This is a genomic window from Exiguobacterium sp. s129 (assembly GCF_018617585.1).
GTDB classification, from domain to species: domain Bacteria; phylum Bacillota; class Bacilli; order Exiguobacteriales; family Exiguobacteriaceae; genus Exiguobacterium; species Exiguobacterium aestuarii_A.
This window is the reverse complement of sequence record NZ_JACSKL010000004.1, coordinates 86,016-107,749: the sequence shown is the minus strand read 5'-3', so window position 1 is coordinate 107,749 and position 21,734 is coordinate 86,016. Positions and strand designations below refer to the sequence as shown.

The window sequence follows — 21,734 nt, the reverse complement described above, 5'->3', positions numbered from 1 at the left end:
TTGTACCATAACGAGCGATATGAAAAAAGGACAGGCGTTTGCCTGTCCTCAGCTTGTTGACAAATAACATGTTCGAACTCGTCCTTCCGGCGCCCACGCTTTCCGCAGGCAATCCCGGAGCCGCATCGCGACCTAGGTCGCTGCTGGGTCTCCGTCGGATTGCTTTCCTGCAGGAGTCGGGGCGCCGTCGGGCGAGCAACGCAAACGGTCGTCATCTGGCGGCCGTTTGTCTTTTTCTAAGGCCCCGACGGCCGAAGAAAAAGCTCGGTACTTACTTCGAATCGATGTATTAGGGGAAAGGGAAAACGCCGAGCCCGCCCGTCATCGATCCCGAGATCATCCTCCTCGGGCCGCCGTTCAACATCCGTTCCGTTCGTCAGACCGTGAAGGATGGATGGTGTCGACTTGTTGATTATCAGATCCGCCCCCTGTGTGTTCTTCTCACACCATTATGTGGGATGAAGGACAAAAGGTGACCAAGAACGGGCAGGCGAGACTCCTGAGGGAATAACAAGCAAAGGGAGACCCAGCAGTGACGCAGTCGCGATGCGGCTCCCTGCTTGCCCCTAGGAAAGCGAGCCATGTCCGGATTGGGCATAAAAAAGACATTAGACCTATACTTTGTCTACAGTCTGAGGACAGGCGTTTGCCTGTCCTGAAGCGATTACCGTGCGAGCATACGTTCAAGTGCACGTTTCGACCACTCTGTCGTCTCAGCATCGACGCGAATGATGTTCACAGGGTCCGTCTCGAGCGACTCGAGCGCCCAGAGGAGATGTTGCAAGTCGATTCGGTTCATCGTCAGACATGGACACATGAACGGGTTCAACGAGACGATATCGAGATGCGGGTACGTCGCCGCCAATCGGTTCACGAGGTTCATCTCCGTCCCGACCGCCCATTTTGTCCCGGGTTCACTCGCATCAATCTTGTCGATGATATACGACGTCGATCCGGCCTCGTCGGCTGCCTGCACGACATCAAACGTACATTCTGGATGGACGATGATGCGACGATCCGGTTCGCGCTCACGGAACGATTGAATTTGCGAGACCGTAAATTTCTCATGGACAGAACAATGCCCTTTCCAAAGAATGACCCGAATCTGTTCGAGGTCTCCTTCTGCCACTAGTTCTTCGCGGAGCGGATCCCAGACGGCCATCGCCTCGAGCGGGATGCCGAGGTCATACGCCGTATTCCGTCCGAGATGCTGGTCGGGAAGGAACAAAATCCGCTCTCCTGCCTCAAGCGCCCAGCGGACGATCTCATGTGCGTTCGACGATGTGACGGTCGCCCCGCCATGACGTCCGACGAAAGCCTTGATGGCCGCCGTTGAATTGACGTATGTAATCGGGATAATCCCTTCCCCGAACTGCTCCGTCAACTCTTCCCACGCAATCTCTGTCTGATCGATATCAGCCATGTCTGCCATGGAGCAACCGGCCCGCATATCAGGCAAGACGACAATCTGGTCGTCGCGTGTCAACATGTCTGCTGTCTCCGCCATGAAATGCACGCCACAGAAGACGATGAATTCCGCTTCGCTCATCTGTTCCGCGAGGCGCGCGAGCTGGAGCGAATCCCCTGTCGCGTCCGCGAATTGGACGACCTCGTCTTTTTGATAGTGATGCGCCGGTAAGAAGAGACGTGTCCCGAGCCGGTCTTTGACCGCCTGAATCCGTGTCTCCATTTCCTCCACTGACAGATTAGCGTACGTCGGTGGGAGTGTTCCGAGTAGTTGCATGTTTCATTCCTCCTTGTAAATTCATACTGCAGTCGAGCGCCCGTACCGAGTGGGTCAACTGACCGAGTGAGATGACATCGATGCGAATTCCTTGATAGTCGGCAATCGTGTCGAGCGTGATGCCGCCAGACACTTCGATCGTGATATGGTCCGGAATATGCTGGACCCATTCTCGCAGTTCATCCGGCGTCCGATTATCGAGCATCACAATATCCGGATTCGCTTGAACGGCTTCTAAGAGCTGGGCGAACGATTCGACCTCGACTTCAATCGGGGTCGTATGACCGACTCTAGAACGTGCGGCGTGAATGGCTTCTGTCACACCGCCGAGTGCGACGATATGGTTGTCTTTGATCATGACGGCATCGTCGAGGCGGAGTCGATGGTTGTAGCCGCCACCGATACGAACGGCATACTTCTCAAGCATGCGAAGTCCCGGTGTCGTTTTCCGCGTATCCGTGACATGAATCGAGTCGTCATCGAGCGCATCGACACATTGACGTGTCATCGTCGCAATCCCGCTCACACGCTGAATCACATTCAATAAGACACGTTCCGTCTCTAACAGGACACGAGTCTTCCCTTTCAAGACGATCAGTTCATCGCCAGGGGCAATCCGACTCCCGTCATCTTGGCAATCCACCAATTCGAGTTGTTGCATTCTAGCAAGTTCTTGAACGATTGGCTTCCCGCAGAAGACGCCTTCCTCTTTTGCAATGATGGTCGCGACTGACTTGTCCTGTTCATCGATCAGTTCACTTGATAGATCGCCATATCCGATATCCTCAATCAGAAACTGTCGTAGCTGTTCGCGTAGATAAATCGTGTTCATCGTACCTCTCCATTTCGAGGATGCTTTGCGCGATGAGACGCGCCGCATCGAGTTGTAAAGTTTGTTCACTTAATTGTCTTGTCACGTGTTTCGTCATGGTCAACGTTTGGGTATTTTGTAAGAAACATTTTATTTCGTCATGATTCGGTGAAATCGTCATCCACTTGCCGATTTGATGACGGAGCGCACGGAACGTGTCAGGTGAGATGTCATACGCCATCACATCGCTCGTCGCAAAGCCTCTGTCCTTCACTTGAATCGCCTCGGCGACACGTTTTCCGAACACCCAGCATTCCAAGAGTGAATTCGAGGCCAGTCGATTCGTCCCGTGTACACCTGCTTCCGCCACTTCTCCGACGGCATACAAACCGTCGACGTCCGTTCGACCCTCGTCATCCACTTCGATTCCGCCCATATGAAAATGGAGCCCTGGGCGAACGGGAATTTGGCGAAGGTCGATGCCTAACTTGTCACACGTCGTTGCGAGTTTTGGGAACCGTTCACGTAGTCGTGTCACACCAGTCGTATCGAGAAAGATGGGTTCTAATCGGTCTGTTAAGACACGGGCCACCACGTCTCGAGGGGCGAGACTCCCAAGTGGGTGATGCGCCATCACATCGTTTCCGTATGGATTGACGAGCCTCGCACCGGCACCACGGAGCGCCTCGGTGACGAGATGAGGTTCCTCGGCGGCCAACAAAGTCGGGTGAAATTGGATTCGCTGTAAGTTCGTCAGTTTGGCCCCGCATCGATTTGCCAAGACGAGACCGTCACCGGTCACCGTCTGCGCGTTTGAGGTCCAATCGACAAGTCCACCGATTCCGCCGGTCGCGAGAACGACGGCACCTGCCTCGATGTGTAGCCATTTTTCTTTCTGAAACGCCATCGCACCGACGACTCGTCCTTCCTTCATCACAAGGTCATGGACGAGGACGTGTTCGAGTATGTTCACGTTGTCCGGTAAAGACTGACGCAAGTGCCGCATGACATGTCGACCAGTCTCGTCACCTCCGGCATGAAAAATACGATGCAACCGATGAGCCCCTTCCCGTCCGAGGGTATACCCTTTCTCGTCACGATCGAAGCGGACACCGAACCGTTCCATCTCTTCAATCGCTCGACGTCCTTCTTCCACGAGAATGTCGACGCGTTCTGAGCACGATGTCTGATTCGAAGCAAGCATCGTGTCTTCTTTATGTGCCTCACTCGTCTCCTCGAGATACGAGCTCGCAATCCCTCCTTGTGCCAAATCGGAGTTCGTCGACGTCGCCTCCCCTTTGGAGACGAGGAGGACAGAGAATGAGGATGGCACATGTAGCGCCGTCGCGACGGCGGCAAGTCCTGTTCCAATAATCAAAATGTCGGTTTTCTCTATCTGTAAAGACACCTGTATATCACCTGTTTTTCATATGTAATGTTGACTTGTAAACTAGTTTCGCATAATTTTGTGTAGAAGACAACATGAGAAAAGGGGAGTCCATGATGAACCGCTACTTCGACTACGCCGCTACACATCCTATGACACATGCAGCATTAGACCATTACGTGGCTATGGCCAAAAACGTTTATGGGAACCCATCATCACTCCACGCGCACGGATATATGGCTGAAGATTATTTGACAGAGGCACGGCGACTACTTAAACAAGCACTCGGACTCGACGTCTTACGTGGGAAGTTATTGTTTACCGGAAGTGGTTCTGAAAGTAACTACATCGCACTGACGAGCCTACGGAAGCGCATGAAAGGGAAAGAAGTGATCACGTCCTGGCACGAACATGATTCAGTCGCCCTTTTGCTTGAAGAATGGGAACGCGAAGGGGTCATCGTCCATCGCTTGAAATTGAAAGACGGAAAGTTTGATTTGGAGACGTTCACGCACTTACTTGACCGTGACATCGGACTCGTCACGCTCCAACACGTCAATTCCGACACGGGATGGGTGTTGCCGCTCCATCACATCCAATGTCTCCTAAAATATAAAAAGATTCTCTTTCACGTGGACGGGGTACAGGCACTAGGGAAAATCCCGATTTCTGTGGAAGGAATCGACGCCTACTCGTTCAGCGCCCATAAGGTCGGTGGACCAAAAGGGATCGGCGCCCTCTATATGGAACGCTTGATTCCCCCACCTTACTATCCAGGTCATCACCAATACGGGATTCGTCCGGGTACGATCGATGTTCCAGGAATCAGCGCCTTCGTCAAAGCGCTCGGGGAACGTCAGGATCAACTGACACGTTTTCAGAGAAATTTCATGGCGTTTCGTGCTATCTTGAAAGAGAAGACGTCAGCGTATGTCCATTGGCTCGAGTTTGACGAACAAAGTCCCGCTATCTTTTCCTTCGTATCCCATCAACGCGACGGACAATGGTGGATGACCGAGCTCGACGATCTCGGGTTCCAAGTATCCGCCGGGTCAGCATGTCGCGCCGGTCAGAACGGACCGAACCGCATGCTCGAAGCACTCGGATATGAGACGAGCGCCTGCCACGGACTCGTCCGCATTTCCTTCGGCGCGCAAACGACCGTCGAAGACACATCGGCCCTCGCCGATGCCATCGTCACTTTAGCAAGGAGAGTCGAACATCATGAACAAACGTTTAGCCGGTGAAGAACGCCGTCGCACTTTACTTCAACTGATCGAATCGAGCAATGAACCGATCACTGGATCTGAACTGGCAAGGCACGTATCCGTCAGTCGCCAGGTCATCGTCCAAGACTTGTCGCTCTTAAAAGCGAAAGGTCACCAAATCGTCGCCACCGCGCGCGGTTATGTTTATTTGCACGGCGACTTCACCCCGTCTACCTATTCAAAAAAAGTAGCTTGCCGCCATACGGCAGAGGAGATGGAGGCAGAGATGAACGCCATCGTCGATGAAGGGGTCACCATCAAAGACGTCATCATCGACCACCCTGTTTACGGATCCATCACGGGACAGCTCATGGTGAAGAGTCGACGTGACGTCCGCGCCTTCCTCGAACGGGTCAAGGCACACGGGGCCTCACCGCTCTCGCAATTGACCGGAGGATTACATGTCCATACACTTGAAGCCGATCATCAGGAAGCGATTGATGCCGCGGTGAAAGAGCTTGACCGACTCGGTATTCTCGTATCCGAATTAGATTGAAGAGATGTCACGAATATGTGACATCTCTTCTTTTTCTTTTCAGTCATGTCCGTTATACTGATGGATGGAACAAGTTTCCTGCAATCACCTTGAAAGGAGGTCTCGTCATGAACGTCCTCGAGCACATGCTCGCCGTATGTGGTGTCTTCAGCATTCCTCTCGGCATCTTCATCCAATTCATCCCGAACGAACTCGTTCTCGCATATGGCGGCTTTCTCGTCGATTCGCATGACGCGTCTTTCTTCCTGATGTTCCTACTGGCGTGGGTTTCCTTCACGCTCAGTCAGATCGGTCTTTACTGGATCGGTCGATATGGTGGGCGTCCCGTCGCCTTGAAGCTGTATCGTTACTTCCGGATTCGGCAAGACAAGCAACTGCGGGCCGAGCGCTGGTTTGAGAAGTACGGGGCATGGATCGTCTGTCTCAGCCTGTTCTGGCGCCAGCTGTTCGCAGTCAGTGCCGGCGTGATGCGCCTGTCGTTCCGAAAGTTCTTGTCGGTGACGACACTCATTTTTGCCGTCTGGTCATTCATCTTCATTCATGTCGGGATGATGCTCGGCAACAACTGGCGGATGATTGGCCACTTCATGGACGACATCCTGCCCTTCCTGGCGCTCGCCATCGGAATTTTTCTCGTTGTCCGTCATCTTCGTCAGCATCCGAAACACGTGAAAGAATCAGCGTAACTTGCGCTGATTCTTTTTTTGTCAGAAAGGGAAACGCTCACATCTGTCGAATAAGAATCATGTAAGCGAATCGCGGTCACACAAACAAGACATCGCACAACGAAAAAGGAGGAATCACCATGTTCCATCGCCGTAAAACGTATACGATTCGACCTGAACGCCTGCAAGAATTCACCGACTTCTTCCATACATACATCTATCCGATTCAAGCGTCCCATGGCGCCCGACTCGTCGGACGCTGGGTGACCGAGGACAAGTCGGAGGTCATGGCACTATGGGAATACCGAGACCGTGAACACTATGAACAAGTCGAACGGGATTACCGCGGCAGTACGTTACGACGGGACGCCATGAAACAGCGGGCCCGCCTCGGAAAAGACCTGTATATCAAGTCGAGCGAAGAGTTCATGATGCCGACCGGTCACTATACGCCACCACGTGCGATCGTCTGTGTGACAGCGTATATTACGAACGAAGCAGGTGAGGTCCTACTCGTTAAAAATATGCATCGAAACGACTCCTTCGAGATGCCGGGCGGACAGGTGGAAGAACACGAGTCATTTGTCGACGCCATCCACCGTGAAGTGGACGAAGAGACCGGCGTGAAAATTGAGGTCGAAGGCATCACGGGAATCTATCAAAACGTGTCGTCCCGCGTCCTCTGCGTCACGTTCCGTGCAAAATATGTATCCGGGGACCTCAGACCACAAGCCGGGGAAACACAGGAAGTCGGATTCTACAAAGTCGACTCGCGTAACGTCGGTGACTATATTAAACGGGAGCACTTCCAGATGCGCTTCCTCGATGCAATCGATCCTGTGTATATGCCATACGCCATCTATAAAGTACGTCCATACGAATTGATTGAGCGCATCGAGCGCCAATCGGTGTAACGCAAAAAGGGATGATCCGCTACGCGCGAATCATCCCTTTTCTTTATGCTTCTTCTTGTAGGTCTTCTTGCTGTGATTGTCCAGTCTCCACTAACAGTTTCCGGACACGGCGTTTTTCCACGTGGAGAACGGTGAATGTCATGTCTTGATACGTGACTTGTGCACCTTTCTCCGGAATGTCGCCGAGTAATTCAACGAACCAACCGCCCATCGTGTTGGAATCGACGTCTGGTTCCGCAATCCCCATCTCTTCCGCGAATTCATCGACGTTCATGTCAGCCATACACTCGTAGACCCCTTCACGGAGACGTCGGAGATAGACGACGGATTCGTCGTGCTCATCCCAGATGTCGCCGACGAGTTCTTCAAGCATGTCTTCTAACGTGATGAGACCCGCCGTGCCCCCGAATTCATCGAGGACGACAGCCATGTGAGATTGCTTCTGTTGGAGAATCGGAAGTAGTTCAATCAATTTCGTCTGTGGTGACACGTACGTGAGCGGTCGGATGAGCGAACGGACATCCGTCACTTCATCCTTCATCATCGAACGTAAGAAGTCACGTTCTGACAAGACACCGATGACGTTGTCAATCGAGTCTTTGTAGACCGGCAAACGCGAATGTCCACCACTGAAAATCGTGTCTTTGATTTCATCGAGCGAATCGTCGATGTCGACTGCCAAAATATCGATTCGCGGCGTCAAGACGTCATCGACGGTAATATCGTTGAAAGCGAAGGCGCTATGGACGAGCTCAGCTTCCGTCTCACCAAGCACACCTTCCTCTTCTCCCATATCGACGAGCACTTTCAACTCTTCTTCCGTGACTGACGGCTCCTTGTCTTTCATCCCGATCATCCGAAGCGTCAACTTCTTCAAACCAGTGAAGATCATCGTCACCGGTTTGAGGATCTTGACGAGGAAGACGAGAATTCCGCTGATAAGAAGCGAATACTTCTCCGCAAACTCTTTAGCGAGCGACTTCGGTAAAATCTCACCAAAGATCAAAATGATGACCGTCGTCGCGAACGTCGACACGAGAAGACCCGTACCGCCACTAAAAATCGACGTGGCGATCGCCGTTGATACCGTTGCCGAACCGATGTTGACGATGTTGTTCCCGACGAGGATCGTCGAGAGCGTATCATCAAAGCGGTCGACGAGACTAAGGACGCGTTTGGCGGCTTTATCGCCGTCTTCTGCCATCCGAATCATCCGAACACGGTTTACACTTGAAAGCGCCGTTTCTGCTGATGAGAAAAACGCTGACAACATGATGAGAACTACATATAGAATTAAACTTGACGAGGGCACAGGGTCCACGTTAGCTTCACACTCCGTTTCTTCTTAACAAATAATTTTTTCTTACTCCACGAACTCGAATTCGAAGTCGAGAATCGCAACGACGCTGCCGTCTTCGGCACCGAGCTTGCGAAGATCATCATCGACGCCCATCTGACGCATTTGACGAGCGAATCGTTTGATCGACTCATCATGGTCAAAGTTTGTCATCTTGAAGAGCTTCTCGATGCGAGGGCCCGTGATCACGAAGCGATCGTATTCATCGATGTGGATCTGATAGCCTTTCTCTTCCTTCTCATAACGATACACGACACGAGGCGTCGCTGTCTTCTCTTCAAGCTCATCGAGTGGGAATTCAGGTGTCGTATCGACAAAGTTCGCCACTTCGATCAACAAGTTACGAAGACCATCTTGTGCGAGGGCAGAGATTGGGAAGACTTTGACATCGTCTCCTACTTTCTTCTTGAACTCTTCGAGATGTTCCTCTGCGTCCGGCATATCCATTTTGTTCGCCACGACGACTTGTGGGCGTTCGAGGAGACGTAGGTTATACGACTCGAGCTCACGGTTGATCGTCGTGTAGTCTTCGAACGGGTCGCGTCCTTCCATTCCACTCATATCGATCATGTGAACGATGACTTTCGTCCGTTCGATATGACGAAGGAATTGGTGACCGAGACCGACGCCTTGGCTAGCCCCTTCAATCAAACCTGGAAGGTCGGCCATGACGAAGCTACGGTCGTCCGCTGTCTTGACGACACCGAGGTTCGGTGTGATCGTCGTGAAGTGGTACGCGCCGATTTTCGGACGTGCCGAAGAAACGACCGACAGAAGTGTTGATTTCCCGACAGACGGGAAACCGACAAGTCCGACGTCTGCGAGGAGTTTCAATTCAAGACGCAATTCGCGTTCTTGACCTGGTTCACCGTTCTCCGCGATTTCTGGAGCCGGGTTGGCCGGTGTCGCAAAACGACAGTTCCCACGTCCACCACGTCCACCTTTAGCGATCGTCGCTTGTTGTCCGTGCTCCGTCAAGTCGGCGATGACTGTATCCGTCTCTGCGTCGAATACGATGGTGCCAGGTGGGACTTTGACGATGAGCGGCTTCGCTTTACGTCCGTGCATCCCTTTTGACATCCCTTTTTCGCCGTCGTGGGCGATAAACTTCTTCGAATAACGGAAATCAACGAGTGTGCGCAATCCTTCTTCTACTTCGAAGATGACGTCTCCACCGTGACCACCGTCACCACCTGCAGGTCCACCATCTGGGACATACTTTTCGCGACGGAAGGCAACCATCCCTTTTCCGCCGTCTCCAGCTTTTACAAAAATATTAACCTGATCGACAAACATTTATTTCCCCTCCTTTATGTGAAACGTAGTCATCTCTACGTTCTGTTCGTACACATCGGCTGACGTGAACACGTCTTCCGGGACTTCTCCCGTGACGCGAACCATCAGTCCGTCCGTGAACGTCACATGAATCGGCCCGTCCGTGTCTTTCAACAAGCGGACAAGCATCTCTGCCACTCGCGCATCATCGATGGCGAGTTGGTCGGTCGAAATCGTATACGTCATCCGTCCTTCCCAATTCGCTTGAATCACGACAAGGCTCGTCTGTGGCACGTTCAGACGAACGAGCGCACTCTCCTCGTCGGCCTGTTTCCGATAGCGTTCGTAAAGTTCCTCGAGCTTAGTCGGATCGAGTGCCGCATAGAGCGAGATCAATTGAAGCCGATTCATCCATTCGTGACGGACGGTCGATAAGAGCTCGAGTGTCTGTTCTGAATCCATTTGATCCTCTCCTAGAAAAAAAGACTCTAACCAAAAAAGTGGCTAGAGTCTTCTGCGTCGTTCAACTTACGCGACTGGGTAAACGCTCACTTGTTTCTTGTCGCGACCAAGACGCTCATAGCGTACTACGCCGTCAACTTTCGCAAACAAAGTGTCGTCGCCACCACGGCCAACGTTTTCACCTGGGTGAATCTTTGTACCGCGTTGGCGGTAAAGGATTGATCCAGCTGAAACTGTTTGTCCGTCAGCGCGTTTTGCACCGAGACGTTTCGAAATTGAGTCACGACCGTTTTTAGTCGAACCAACTCCCTTTTTCGAAGCGAAGAACTGAAGGTTCAATTGTAACATGAGGTCCACCTCCTATTGTTCAATTTGGATATATTCACCGTAGCTTTGGGCGACCGTGTCTAACTGCACGAGCATCCCTTCTAATAACAGTTGGGTGCGTTCCATATCCTGCGGTGATAAGTCAGGATACGTCTCGACATAAAAGTAACCACCCTCTGTTTGATCTGCCATTTCTACAAGAAGCGATTGACCCGCAAGCGTTTCGACGGCGTTATAGGCACCAAATATGATGGCTGAAACACCGGCGCACACCAAGTCAGAACCAGGTTCTGCAAAGTTGGCATGACCAGTCACTTCGACGGAGCGAATCGAGTTCGCCTCGTCTCGTCTTACCTTGACCCGAATCATAGCTTACGCTTCGATTTTCTCGATGCGAACTTTCGTGTAAGGCTGACGGTGACCTTGCTTACGACGGTAGTTTTTCTTAGCTTTCATTTTGAAGACAGTGATCTTCTTAGCGCGGCCGTGTTTTACCACAGTACCGACAACTTTAGCGCCTTCTACGAGTGGAGCGCCGACTTTAACATCGTCACCACCAACGAAAAGAACCTCACCGAATTCTACAGTACCTTCGACATCAGCATCGAGTTTTTCGATGTAGATCTCTTGACCTGCTTCAACTTTGATTTGCTTACCACCAGTTTTGATGATTGCGTACATATACGTGCACCTCCTTGTTAAACTCAGACTCGCCATCCTGGGCAGGGCAAATACCTTTAAAACCCGTTCTGTGCGGTTGTAGCCATTTGGGTGCTTCCAAACGAACTAACGTTATAGATAATACCACTCTCAATTATTCATTGTCAACGGCGAGATAAGAAATTCTGACATTCTGCGGACGTCCCGTAAAAGGCGAACTCCGGCTCCCCTTCGACGAGGTGTACGTCAATGTCAAATTCATGCCAGGAAGCGTCATGCCACTTCTTAGGTAGTGAGAGTACAACCGCTTCGTATTGTCCGCTCAGATCAAGGAGCGCTCGTTCAAACTGCGAGAAGACGGCCAGTTTCGATGGCTTGCCTCCATATGTCATCCGGTCTTGGATCGAGCGGCCGGTCCGTTCTCGTGACAATTCGAATAATCCCATCCGTGTGAAGCCGTACACTTCTACCCGTCGTGGGTCACGTGCCCCGAGCTCTTTCAACTTTTTCAGGAGACGGGTCTGACCATCTTTCGAACCTCGCAGAAAGTCGATGACGATCATGCCGCCGATATTACGTAAGCGCAACTGCTCCATGATCGTATAGAGCGCCGCTTCATTGATTGTGTCGGCCGCGCGCCCCTTGTCTTTGACGGCGACGTTCTTTCCACTGTTGACGTCGATGACGGTCATCGTCTCGACTTGTTCGATCAAGACGAACGCCCCGCCATCTAACCAGACGGCACGACTCTCGAGCTTTTCAATCGCCTCGTCGAGACGCTTCGCCTCTGGGATTCGTCCTTTCCCGATGTGACGTTTCACGGGAACGTCCAAGCGTTCAACGCGCGTCTGTCCTTCTTTGTCGTTCAAGAGGACCGATTCGACCGCATGACGCCGCACGAAGTGTTCACAGAGTAATTCGTCTTGCCCGTACCGTTGTTCGATCACAGCTTTCGCACGGCCGCGGAGCAGATCGAGTTCTTCCTGTAAGGCGTCTGGTGTCACTTGTCCGGCCTCCGTTCGAAACAGGACCCCTTCCTTTTCTGAAAGGGCAATCGACTTCGAGAGACGGTCCTGCGTGACGAGGTCGAGCTTCCGACTGAACAGTTTACGACGACCGTACGGGAAGTAGACGAGATAGCGTCCACCGAACCGAATGTTTTCGGTCACTTTATGATGCTTGCCGTTGATGCCTTCTTTCGTCACTTGTACGAGTCGTTTTTCCCCGACGACAGCCGCTTGTCCGATGGCAGGCACGTCCGGATATGAGGCAAGTGCGCGAAGCGTCTCCGCAATCGGTAAAAAGAACGTCGTCTCCCCGTCCGTCAAAAAAGCCGCGCCGAGTGACGGGTGGATCCGTTCAATCGCAGCCTCGACAATCGTACCGACCGATAATTGGTCGACGAAGCGTTCTTCGACCTCGAGTAACCGTTCCCCGTCCACGAGCATTGCCCGTTCAATGGAAGGTGTTCGTTCGTAGATTAACTTCATGTGCACCTCTCCTTTCGACAGAAAAAGGCAACTTTCGTTGCCTTTACGCTTTTTTCATTCCAAATTTCATCATGAGTCGTGCCCAGAAGCCGACCGGCGCCGTCTCTGTCTGAATCGACATGAGCGGGACCGATTCGCCGAGGATGCGACGCGTGATGTTGCGGTACGCTTGTCCGGCATTGTTGTCCGGGTTCATCGTGACCGGCACCCCGCGGTTCGCAGCGGCAATGACTTCCTCATCGTCGATGACGACGCCAAGGAGGTCGATCGACAAGATGCGCATGATGTCATCGATATCGAGCATATCGCCCGATTCGACGAGGTGATTTTTCACCCGGTTGACGACGAGCTTCGGTGCTTCGATGTGACTCGCTTGCTCGAGCATCCCGATGATGCGGTCCGCGTCTTGAACGGCGGCCTTCTCAGGCGTCGTGACGACAATCGCCTCATCCGCTCCGGCGATCGCGTTCATGAACCCTTGCTCGATTCCTGCAGGACAGTCGATCAAGACGAAATCATATTCCGTTTTCAATTGGTCGACAATCTCTTTCACTTGCTCAGGATTGACCGACGTCTTGTCTTTCGACTGTGCGGCCGGAAGTAAGTACATCTCTTCGAACCGTTTGTCGCGAACGAGCGCCTGATTCAACTTACATTGTCCCGTGATGACGTCGACGAGGTTATAAATGCTCCGGTTGTCGAGTCCGAGAATGATATCGAGGTTACGCAACCCGATATCCGTATCGACGAGACAGACCGAGTGTCCAGACAAGGCGAGCCCCGTCCCGATGTTGGCGGTCGTCGTCGTTTTCCCGACGCCCCCTTTTCCTGATGTCACGACGATGGCTCTGCCGTTTTTCACTTCTTTTTCTGTATGTACAGGCTCCACTACTTGCTCCATTCCACTCACCCTCTCTGTAATTCCATTGCATATGCGTCTTTCAGACCGGTCATGACGTGGCGGAGACGTGTCATCTCAATCCCGTCATTCGTCTGATACGCACAACCCATCTCAATCTCAGGAAGTTCTTCCTCGTCGTCGGACGTGAGAACGTGTTCGCCGATTGCCAAAAACTTCGGATGGAGAAGGCTCGCGGTAATGACCGCTTCTTCCCATCCTTCGACACCCGCACGCACATTTCCTCGTATCGTGCCCAAACAATAAATACTTCCTGTCGCCCGGACCTCAGAACCAGGGTTGATGTCCCCGATCACAAGCACCGAGCCATCAAACGCGAGGACCTGTCCACTGCGAATCGTCCCGCTATGATAATGGAACGTCTTTCTGCCATACGTCGCTTTCGCTTCTTCCGTCAACATGACATCGCTCGACAAGTCTTCAATATAAAAAACGCCATGACGAGCGACGACCTCACGAATTTGACGTGTCAGCTCCTCGTCAAGATAACGAGTACCCGCGTGCAACTTCAGGGCAATCTTACCGGACGGCGGCTCCATTTCTTGTAATGTCGCTTCAAAGTCCGTAAGCACCTCGTCGATGCCACTCTTCGGATTGAAGTGGATGGCAATTCCGTTGCGATGTCCTTTAATCGTAATGTGTCGTTTACGCTCCATCATGGCTACCCTCTTTTCACAACAGGTCGGATCGTCACATACCGCATCATCGGATAATAAAGAATCACGATGGCGATGGCATTGACGAGTACGGTCCCTGGAATCTGTTCAATCAATAGTGTTTGAATCGTCATCAACGTCCCACCAATCGCTGCCATGATCCCGTATATCGCAACTGTGAATACAACAATCATGAACGTGAAGGTGATGGTGACGGAGAAGAAGTTCTCACCTATATATTTTAACACGAAGCTGGCTAAGAGAGGAATGAGTGAAAAAGTAAATACATAAATTCCGAGCAAGTCGGTGTAGACGATGTCATATAGCAACCCGAATACAAGACCGAACCCGAGCGCCGTCTCCCATCGACCGTACAGACTGACGAACATCAGCCCGATTAGCGTCAATAAAAGATATGGCGTGGCATAGTGCCACGAGAAAATTGATGCCCATGTTCCTTCAATAAGAAAAAGGAGGAACAGGGCGATGAACACTTTCATGTTACTCACCCGCTGCTCCTCCTTCCTCGGGACCCGTTAGAAACGGTTCGTCTAGTGTCCGATCAATCACGTACATTTGTGAGAACTCATTGAAGTCGGCCTCCGGTTTGATCCGGGCGACTTGTGAGACGCCATATTCGTCCGTCTCGATCGACTCGATCGTACCGATGACGAGTCCGGCCGGGTAACGTCCCCCGAGTCCAGAGGTCGATACGATTTCTCCTTCTTTCAGCTTGACGCTATTCGATACTTTCGTGAAGAACAACTCGTTTGTCTCCGTATCGAAGCCGTCAATCGTCCCATACGTCGCTTTGCCGTCCGCATCTTTGACGACAGCCGAGACGTTGTTTGTCCGGTTGTTGTCGCTGAGCAGTTGCACTTGTGACGTATAGGCACTCGTTTGAATGACACGACCGACCATCCCGCTCGCCGCGGTCACGGCCATGCCTTTCTCAACGCCGCTTTCAGAACCGACGTTGATAGTGACGTAGCGTTGCCAATCGTTCGGTGTCCGACCGATGACCTCCGCCGGAATGAGGTCGAAGTCGCGTAACGACTCGTCTTTCGCTTCGACCATTTTCCGAAGCTCCTCATTCTCACGGCGCAAATCATCCGCCTCAACCGATACCTCGGCATACTTCGCCAAATGTTCTTTCAGTTGACGGTTCTCTTCGTAGATGTCGCGGACGTCCGAGATGGATGAGACGGTCGAGTCCATCCATCCGATTGGTACCGCGAACACTCGCTGGAACGTGCCGACCACATCACGCGTGACGTCTTGGTACCAGGCTGATTCCGATCGTCCTCGAATCGAAACCCCTAAAATGACGAAAAACAAGATCAGTACAATTAGCGTGATGATGAGCTTTTTATTACGTACGAATCGGCTCATCGTGTCTCACCTCTCATCGACGTGACGAGATGCCTGATTTCGAACGGAGGACGTCCATCATTTCAAGAGATTTTCCTGTACCGACTGCTACACAGTCGAGTGGCTCATCCGCAACGAGTGTCGGGATGTGCGTCTCGTCTGAGATGACGTCGTCCAAGTTTTTGAGGAGCGCGCCGCCGCCAGTCAAGACGATTCCACGGTCCATCACGTCAGCAGCGAGTTCTGGTGGTGTTTGTTCAAGTGTCTGCTTGACACCTGCCAAGATCGCTTCGACTGTATCTGAGAGTGCTTCGCACACTTCTGTAGACGATACTTCGATTTGTTTCGGAAGTCCTGTCACGAGATCGCGACCACGGATTTCCATCTTTTCTGCCTCGTTCGATGCGTCGATGCGCGCCGAACCGACTTCCATCTTGAGTGTCTCGGCCGTACGTTCCCCGATCATGAGGTTGTACTTGTTTTTGATGTAACGAATAATGGCGTCATCCATTTCGTCACCACCGACACGAATCGATTGGCTTGTCACGATGCCGCCGAGTGAGATCACTGCGACTTCGGTCGTACCGCCACCGATATCCACGACCATCGAGCCAGTCGGTTCCCAAACCGGGAGACCTGCGCCGATTGCTGCCGCGAACGGTTCTTCGATTGTATAAGCTTCACGAGCGCCTGCTTGTTTTGCCGCGTCTTCAACAGCGCGTTTTTCAACAGACGTGATGCCACTTGGCACACAAATCATGACGTTCGTCTTCGATGAGAACAAACCGCCTTTTGATTTTTGAGCTTGCTCCATGAAGTATTTGATCATCGTTGCTGTCGTTTCAAAGTCAGCGATAACGCCGTCTTTCATCGGACGACGAGCAGAGACGTTCCCTGGTGTACGTCCAATCATATCTTTGGCCTGATTACCAACGGCCTCAATTCTACCTGTATCTGTGCGGAACGCCACAACGGACGGTTCACGAACAACAATTCCTTGACCCTTTACGTAAACGAGCGTGTTAGCCGTTCCAAGGTCGATTCCGATTTCTCGGTTAAAACTACGAAACATAGGTGTTGCTCCTCTCTTCGTTACACTATTTTTTATTATAACGGAAAAATCATGTTTGAAAACGTTCATTCGATTACAGGTTATTTACAATAACCGCATCTCAGTCCTGTCTCACCGTCTACTAGTTTGCCTTCTTTTGAGGAAAAAGGCAAATCAAAAAAGCAGACGCGAGTGGGCGTCTGCCTAAGAGAGAACGGTTACAAACCAGGTTGGAGCGGAAGTAGTAACATCGCGCCGTAAAAGAAGACTGAGAAGATGAGTACCGGTCGAAAGAAGCGGGACGGCTTCAAGCGCGTCGCTCCGGCTAAAAAGCTCGTCGTCGTCATGACGAATATGTAGATGCCGACATACATAAGAAGTAAGCGGACGAGCACCGTCCAAATGCCGAGTTGGTCGAGTTCATTGAATGCGAGCACGATTAGACCAAGGTAGGCGATGAGCGATAGGACGCCCACTCCAACGCCGACGAGCGGAGAGACACGATCGAGCCAGTGGTCCTCGTCGAACCGAAGGAATAGCGCCGTACTCACGAATAAAAATAGAACGAATAGGACGAGCGAGAAGGTCGTTGTGTCTAGATGGACGTAGCTCACAAGGAGCGAGACGCCGATCATGAACAACCAGATGATTTTTTCCATGTTGAACACCTCATCTGCTATCTTACCAAAGTCCGCGATTCAATTGGAGGAAATTGTATATTCCTTTATCTTAGTCATAGTTTCTTTACTATATGCAAGATAGTTTGTTGCAAGGAGATGTGAAGATTGTCTTCGCTTAACTGGACTTATAGCCATCGCTTTTCATTCGTTCATTTGACGATCTTGATGTTTATCATTAACTCTATAAAGAACCATTGATAGACCAATAATCAAACAAATTAGACCCCCAAGCCCCGTTGTGATGATTGAAGACCGTTCAGGATAAAACTCTTTACTCAGAGTCAGGAATATAAAAAATATCCATCCTACAAGATTAATCATATGTCTTTTTGACAAGCCAGCTCCTCCTTATCAACAAAAGGATTCATAAGGATTATTCAACCATTGTCTTGACCATGTTTTCTACCTTACATTTCTTTTTAAGAGGTTAGTTATACCTCTTTCCTGAACTGTTTTCATTTTATACACGCCATCATTTTCGATAGCGATTATAAAAAAATAGAACGAAACAAAAAAGCAGACATCACGATGCCTGCTCCCCATTTCTCACCCATTCATATATCCCCGCTGCTTCATGCTGACGTAATGGTCTTCCCCAATGATGACGTGATCGAGACAGGCGATGCCGACGATGTTCCCTGCTTCGACCAACCGTTCGGACACTTCGATGTCTTCCCGACTCGGCGTCGCGTCCCCGCTTGGATGATTGTGCACGGCGATAAAGCACGCCGCCGATAACTTGAGCGCTTCACGGAACACGTCGCGCGGATGCACAATCGATGAATTGAGTCCACCGACGAAGAGCGTCTTCCGAGCGATCAGTTGATTTTTCGTATTGAGGTACAAACAAACGAAATGCTCCTGATTCAACAGTCTCAATTCATCTCGCAACAGCTCATATGCATCTTGCGGCGACCGAATCGTCGGCATATTCGCTTTCGGTTCTTCGACATACCGAATCCCAATCGTGAATGCGGCCAGAAGTTGCTCCGCCTTCTTCTTCGTCATCCCTTCGATTTTGCACAAGTCATGGACGGACGCCTGTGACAGCGCTCGTAACGTCGGATACACGTCCGAGATACGGCGTGCCGTCTCCATCGGGTCCGGTCCCCGTCCTCCGATTTGAAGCAATCTCGCGATGGCGGTCTCTACACTACGGTCAATCACCATGGTCATTCCTTCACCTACTTTCAAGGCATTCACAGGAAGCGAGGCGTCACCCCATGCCGGTCGAGCGTCTTGACGAGCGGATGAATCGGCAAGCCGACGACGTTATAAAAATCACCTTCGATTTTCTCAACGAAAAGACCACCCGACCCTTGGATGCCGTATGCTCCCGCCTTGTCATACGGTTCTGTGGAATCAAGGTAATCTTCCATCCAACTCTCCGGAATCACATCGAATGTCACATGCGTCGTCGTGACGAACAAGTCGTGGGTCGCACCGATGATGCTCACGCCCGTCAGTACTTCATGGGTCGAGCCGGACAAGCATTCGAGCATCCGTTTCGCATCCTCTCGGTCCGCTGGCTTCTCCAAGATGACGCCGTCTAAGACGACGACCGTATCCGCACCGATCACGATTGCATCTCGATGATCCCGTGCCACATCCATCGCTTTCTCACGCGCGAGACGGGCGACGTAATCGCTCGGAGACTCTTTGCCGTCCGTCCCTTCCGTCACGTTCGACGGAATGACCTCATGCTCGATTCCCGCTTTACGCAGTAGCTCGGTACGTCGTGGTGACATCGAGGCGAGAATGACACGCTTCTGTGTTGAATTCATTGTATCGACTCCTTCTCTTCTTCTAAAACGGGCTTCCTTGCCGTTTCATACTTCTCTGTTGATTGTAGGCAACACGGGTCGTAAACACAATCACTCGGGTCGAAAAAAACGCCCCTTCATTTTCTGAAGGGACGTGTCGATTCATGGTGTCGTATAGTCGTAAACCGGGATATCCTTCTGTTCGAAGGCCGGTTCCGGGATATAACGATCCGGAACGAGTTGATCGAGGTCCGGGCGATAGAAGGCATCCAGTTCGACCGTAAAGTCAAGCGCCTGTACTTCTTCGACCGTATTCGGTCCTGTCTCGGCTGGTCCCGTGAATTGAATCGTCCGCAACACATGGATGCGGTTCATCGACTCAATCGATTCCAAGAACGAGACGAGGGCATCATACGTCTCAGCCTGAAGGGTCACGGTCGAACGAATTGTCGAGGCGTTGACCGGTGCGACGTCCGTCGGTTCAGCCGGTTCGTTCGTCTCACTGACGTCGGTCGGATTGAACGGCTCGACTGTCTCAGGTACCTCTGACTCGGCCACCAAGCCGTCCGCGAAGGCGATGCTTGTCACATCGACGCCAGCTAATAAGCTTGCCTGTGACAACGCCTCGACAACCGTATCGAGTGCAGGTGCCGTCGGAACGCGTGTCTGAAGCGTTTGTGAGTCCGCCACGTCAACGACCTTCCCTTCTTGACGCAACAGTTCAAGCTTCGTCCGTTCGAGCGAGAGGTCTCGCTCGAGCGCCTCGACTTCTCCTTGTTTGATGAAGTACGTATAGCCGAAGTAAGCCGGAGCTATGATAGCTGCGAGGAGGCAAATCGCAAATAACGCATAAATTGTCGAACGTTTCATTGACTCACCACCTCCGCATCTGCTTCCTCTTCTTCAGTCAATTCTTCCTCCACGTCTTGAAACATGAACGTGAACTCTCCGATGTAGCGTGGAAGCGGGTCTTCTTCTAATGAATTCTCTTCTTCCTCTTCTGCCGCCTTCAATTCGGTCGTCACGCCGAGGAGCTTCACGTCAAGGAAGCGTTCATCGGTCATGAGCGAACGTTGGAAGGCGTTCAAATCTTCAAGCGTCTCAAATTGTGTCCGCACGCTCATAATCGAGCCGTCCGCGTAGTTATACGTCAACACGTAACCCGTCGGAGGCAATTGTTCGGTCAGCGCCCGAAGTGCCGGCACCGCATCTTTCTCCATGTCCGTCAACGCCGTCACGGTCTGGTCGAGCGAGAGCACTTGTTGTGCTTTCGAGTTCACCTGTTCGGTTTGATAGATCTCAACAAGTTGGAGTTCCTCTTCAATACGTGCTTGTTCTGCTTCCAATTGCCCCACCTCGTAGTACAGGTAACCGGCCGCGCCTCCTCCGAGTAGGAGTGCGACGAGTCCCGTCACGATTGGCCAGCGGAGCGTCACATCGGTCGAGTTGATAAAGTTCGTATCCTGATCACGTTGAAGGGTCGCCATCCCGAGTAAAGGAAGCATCTGATGCGATAGCGGTGTCCCATGGGCAATCGCGAGCGGTTGTTCGACCCGTGTGACGGAGACGAGTGACTCGGATTGAATCATGTGAACAAGATCGTCCACTTCAGGTACCGTTCCCGAGACATATAAGTGGTCGATGGCGCGACCATCCGTCCGTAACGAGTAACGATAGAAATCAAGAAAACGGGCGAGTTCGTTCAACCAGTCATCCATCTGGTTCGCTTTCATTTCATCCGTTCCGTTGTATGTATACGTCACGACGCCGTCTTTCGTCCCGACTTGGTACGGGAGGTCTGACTCGATCGAACGAATGAAGCGAATCTGTCCTTCTTCTAACACCAACAATTGATGCGAGAATGGTGTGACATGCCAGATGAGCGTCGACTGGAGCGAATCGATGTCTGATAAGCGCATGACGCCGTTTGCGACTGCGACCGAGCGTGGCGTGATTTTTTTCAACGCGAGACCACATTTTTTCATGTACGAGCGGAGCGACTTCGTCAGCTCAATCGAGACGGCATGAAGCATGACGTCCGTCTTGACCCCGTCTTCGCCTAACACTTCATAATCGAACGACACATCATCGAACGGTAAGATGATGGAACTTCCGATTTCCATGAACAAGTAGCCACGAATCTCATCCTTCGGAATCGTAGAAGGAATCTCTACTTTCCGTGATAATACTTCTGTCTCATCCAATGCGACCGCACACGTCATACCGCGACGGACTTTCAACTTGCGACAGAGTTCGTCGAAGGCGAGACTGAACGCGGTCTCATCGAGAATCTTTCCTTCGCCATACGCATCTTTTGCTAACTGAACCGAGGCGCTTCGTTTGAACACACCTTGCTTGATGACGGCACCGTGGATGCTGAGAGCATCAAACGAAAAATAGGTGACCGTCCCTTTCTCTATCCCACGACTCATGATCGT

The 21,734-nt window shown here is 51.7% G+C and carries 24 protein-coding genes and 1 other annotated feature; of the genes, 4 read left to right on the top strand and 20 right to left on the bottom strand.

The features are described 5' to 3' along the window. Positions 1-664: 664 nt before the first annotated feature. From nadA to KNO92_RS06560, 3 genes are read right to left on the bottom strand one after another with little or no spacing between them, the layout of a single operon-like run. On the bottom strand, positions 665-1,744 hold the full coding sequence (nadA, locus tag KNO92_RS06570; protein ID WP_214695362.1) for a quinolinate synthase NadA: 1,080 nt from the start codon (positions 1,742-1,744) through the stop codon (positions 665-667). After that, on the bottom strand, positions 1,707-2,576 hold the full coding sequence (gene nadC / locus KNO92_RS06565) for a carboxylating nicotinate-nucleotide diphosphorylase (RefSeq protein ID WP_214695360.1): 870 nt from the start codon (positions 2,574-2,576) through the stop codon (positions 1,707-1,709). The genes nadA and nadC overlap by 38 nt, the downstream gene beginning before the upstream one ends. After that, positions 2,530-3,963: an L-aspartate oxidase gene (locus KNO92_RS06560; protein WP_214695358.1), complete on the bottom strand. Its 1,434-nt coding sequence runs from the start codon at positions 3,961-3,963 to the stop codon at positions 2,530-2,532. Before KNO92_RS06560 ends, nadC begins: the two co-directional genes overlap by 47 nt. A gap of 95 nt (positions 3,964-4,058) precedes the next feature. On the opposite strand from KNO92_RS06560, the gene KNO92_RS06555 reads away from it, so the two are divergent. From KNO92_RS06555 to KNO92_RS06540, 4 genes are all read left to right on the top strand, one after another. After that, positions 4,059-5,189: a cysteine desulfurase family protein gene (locus tag KNO92_RS06555; protein ID WP_214695356.1), complete on the top strand. Its 1,131-nt coding sequence runs from the start codon at positions 4,059-4,061 to the stop codon at positions 5,187-5,189. After that, positions 5,167-5,706, top strand: a complete 540-nt coding sequence (locus tag KNO92_RS06550; RefSeq protein WP_214695354.1) for a transcription repressor NadR — start codon at positions 5,167-5,169, stop codon at positions 5,704-5,706. The genes KNO92_RS06555 and KNO92_RS06550 overlap by 23 nt, the downstream gene beginning before the upstream one ends. A gap of 107 nt (positions 5,707-5,813) precedes the next feature. Next, complete coding sequence (locus KNO92_RS06545; RefSeq protein ID WP_214695352.1) at positions 5,814-6,392, top strand: DedA family protein; 579 nt, start codon at positions 5,814-5,816, stop codon at positions 6,390-6,392. 119 nt (positions 6,393-6,511) lie between these two features. Continuing rightward, complete coding sequence (locus tag KNO92_RS06540) at positions 6,512-7,285, top strand: NUDIX domain-containing protein (protein WP_214760563.1); 774 nt, start codon at positions 6,512-6,514, stop codon at positions 7,283-7,285. A 43-nt stretch (positions 7,286-7,328) separates the two neighbouring features. On the opposite strand, the gene KNO92_RS06535 is transcribed toward KNO92_RS06540, so the two are convergent. The 17 genes from KNO92_RS06535 to pilM form a co-directional block, all read right to left on the bottom strand. Continuing rightward, positions 7,329-8,597, bottom strand: a complete 1,269-nt coding sequence (locus tag KNO92_RS06535; protein ID WP_353047394.1) for a hemolysin family protein — start codon at positions 8,595-8,597, stop codon at positions 7,329-7,331. Between the two features lie 51 nt (positions 8,598-8,648). After that, positions 8,649-9,938 carry a GTPase ObgE gene (gene obgE / locus KNO92_RS06530; RefSeq protein WP_214695341.1) on the bottom strand — a complete coding sequence of 430 codons (1,290 nt, stop codon included), beginning with the start codon at positions 9,936-9,938 and terminating at the stop codon, positions 8,649-8,651. Continuing rightward, positions 9,939-10,379, bottom strand: coding sequence for a Spo0B domain-containing protein (locus KNO92_RS06525; protein WP_214760561.1), 441 nt, complete (start codon positions 10,377-10,379; stop codon positions 9,939-9,941). A gap of 66 nt (positions 10,380-10,445) precedes the next feature. Next, on the bottom strand, positions 10,446-10,727 hold the full coding sequence (rpmA, locus tag KNO92_RS06520) for a 50S ribosomal protein L27 (protein ID WP_015881155.1): 282 nt from the start codon (positions 10,725-10,727) through the stop codon (positions 10,446-10,448). 12 nt (positions 10,728-10,739) lie between these two features. Continuing rightward, positions 10,740-11,075, bottom strand: coding sequence for a ribosomal-processing cysteine protease Prp (locus KNO92_RS06515; RefSeq protein WP_074035231.1), 336 nt, complete (start codon positions 11,073-11,075; stop codon positions 10,740-10,742). A 3-nt stretch (positions 11,076-11,078) separates the two neighbouring features. Then, on the bottom strand, positions 11,079-11,387 hold the full coding sequence (gene rplU / locus KNO92_RS06510) for a 50S ribosomal protein L21 (protein WP_015881153.1): 309 nt from the start codon (positions 11,385-11,387) through the stop codon (positions 11,079-11,081). A gap of 15 nt (positions 11,388-11,402) precedes the next feature. Further along, positions 11,403-11,475 (bottom strand) — a sequence feature (ribosomal protein L21 leader region). Positions 11,476-11,530: 55 nt separating this feature from the next. Beyond that, positions 11,531-12,856, bottom strand: coding sequence for a ribonuclease E/G (locus KNO92_RS06505; RefSeq protein WP_214760558.1), 1,326 nt, complete (start codon positions 12,854-12,856; stop codon positions 11,531-11,533). A 43-nt stretch (positions 12,857-12,899) separates the two neighbouring features. After that, positions 12,900-13,757, bottom strand: a complete 858-nt coding sequence (gene minD / locus KNO92_RS06500; RefSeq protein ID WP_214695335.1) for a septum site-determining protein MinD — start codon at positions 13,755-13,757, stop codon at positions 12,900-12,902. 5 nt (positions 13,758-13,762) lie between these two features. Then, complete coding sequence (locus tag KNO92_RS06495; protein ID WP_243834777.1) at positions 13,763-14,431, bottom strand: septum site-determining protein MinC; 669 nt, start codon at positions 14,429-14,431, stop codon at positions 13,763-13,765. 5 nt (positions 14,432-14,436) lie between these two features. Then, complete coding sequence (mreD, locus tag KNO92_RS06490) at positions 14,437-14,931, bottom strand: rod shape-determining protein MreD (protein ID WP_083600174.1); 495 nt, start codon at positions 14,929-14,931, stop codon at positions 14,437-14,439. Between the two features lies 1 nt (position 14,932). After that, the gene (mreC, locus tag KNO92_RS06485; RefSeq protein WP_074035245.1) at positions 14,933-15,823 is read right to left on the bottom strand and encodes a rod shape-determining protein MreC; all 891 of its coding nucleotides are present in this window, start codon (positions 15,821-15,823) and stop codon (positions 14,933-14,935) included. A 13-nt stretch (positions 15,824-15,836) separates the two neighbouring features. Continuing rightward, complete coding sequence (locus KNO92_RS06480; RefSeq protein WP_214695333.1) at positions 15,837-16,874, bottom strand: rod shape-determining protein; 1,038 nt, start codon at positions 16,872-16,874, stop codon at positions 15,837-15,839. Positions 16,875-17,071: 197 nt separating this feature from the next. Next, positions 17,072-17,512, bottom strand: coding sequence for a hypothetical protein (locus tag KNO92_RS06475; RefSeq protein ID WP_214695331.1), 441 nt, complete (start codon positions 17,510-17,512; stop codon positions 17,072-17,074). A 567-nt stretch (positions 17,513-18,079) separates the two neighbouring features. After that, positions 18,080-18,709: a RadC family protein gene (gene radC, locus KNO92_RS06470; protein WP_214760556.1), complete on the bottom strand. Its 630-nt coding sequence runs from the start codon at positions 18,707-18,709 to the stop codon at positions 18,080-18,082. Between the two features lie 23 nt (positions 18,710-18,732). After that, positions 18,733-19,317 carry a Maf family protein gene (locus tag KNO92_RS06465; protein ID WP_214760554.1) on the bottom strand — a complete coding sequence of 195 codons (585 nt, stop codon included), beginning with the start codon at positions 19,315-19,317 and terminating at the stop codon, positions 18,733-18,735. A 141-nt stretch (positions 19,318-19,458) separates the two neighbouring features. Next, the gene (locus KNO92_RS06460) at positions 19,459-20,166 is read right to left on the bottom strand and encodes a hypothetical protein (RefSeq protein WP_214760553.1); all 708 of its coding nucleotides are present in this window, start codon (positions 20,164-20,166) and stop codon (positions 19,459-19,461) included. Continuing rightward, positions 20,163-21,728, bottom strand: a complete 1,566-nt coding sequence (gene pilM, locus KNO92_RS06455; protein WP_214760551.1) for a pilus assembly protein PilM — start codon at positions 21,726-21,728, stop codon at positions 20,163-20,165. Before pilM ends, KNO92_RS06460 begins: the two co-directional genes overlap by 4 nt. Between the last annotated feature and the right edge of the window lie 6 nt (positions 21,729-21,734).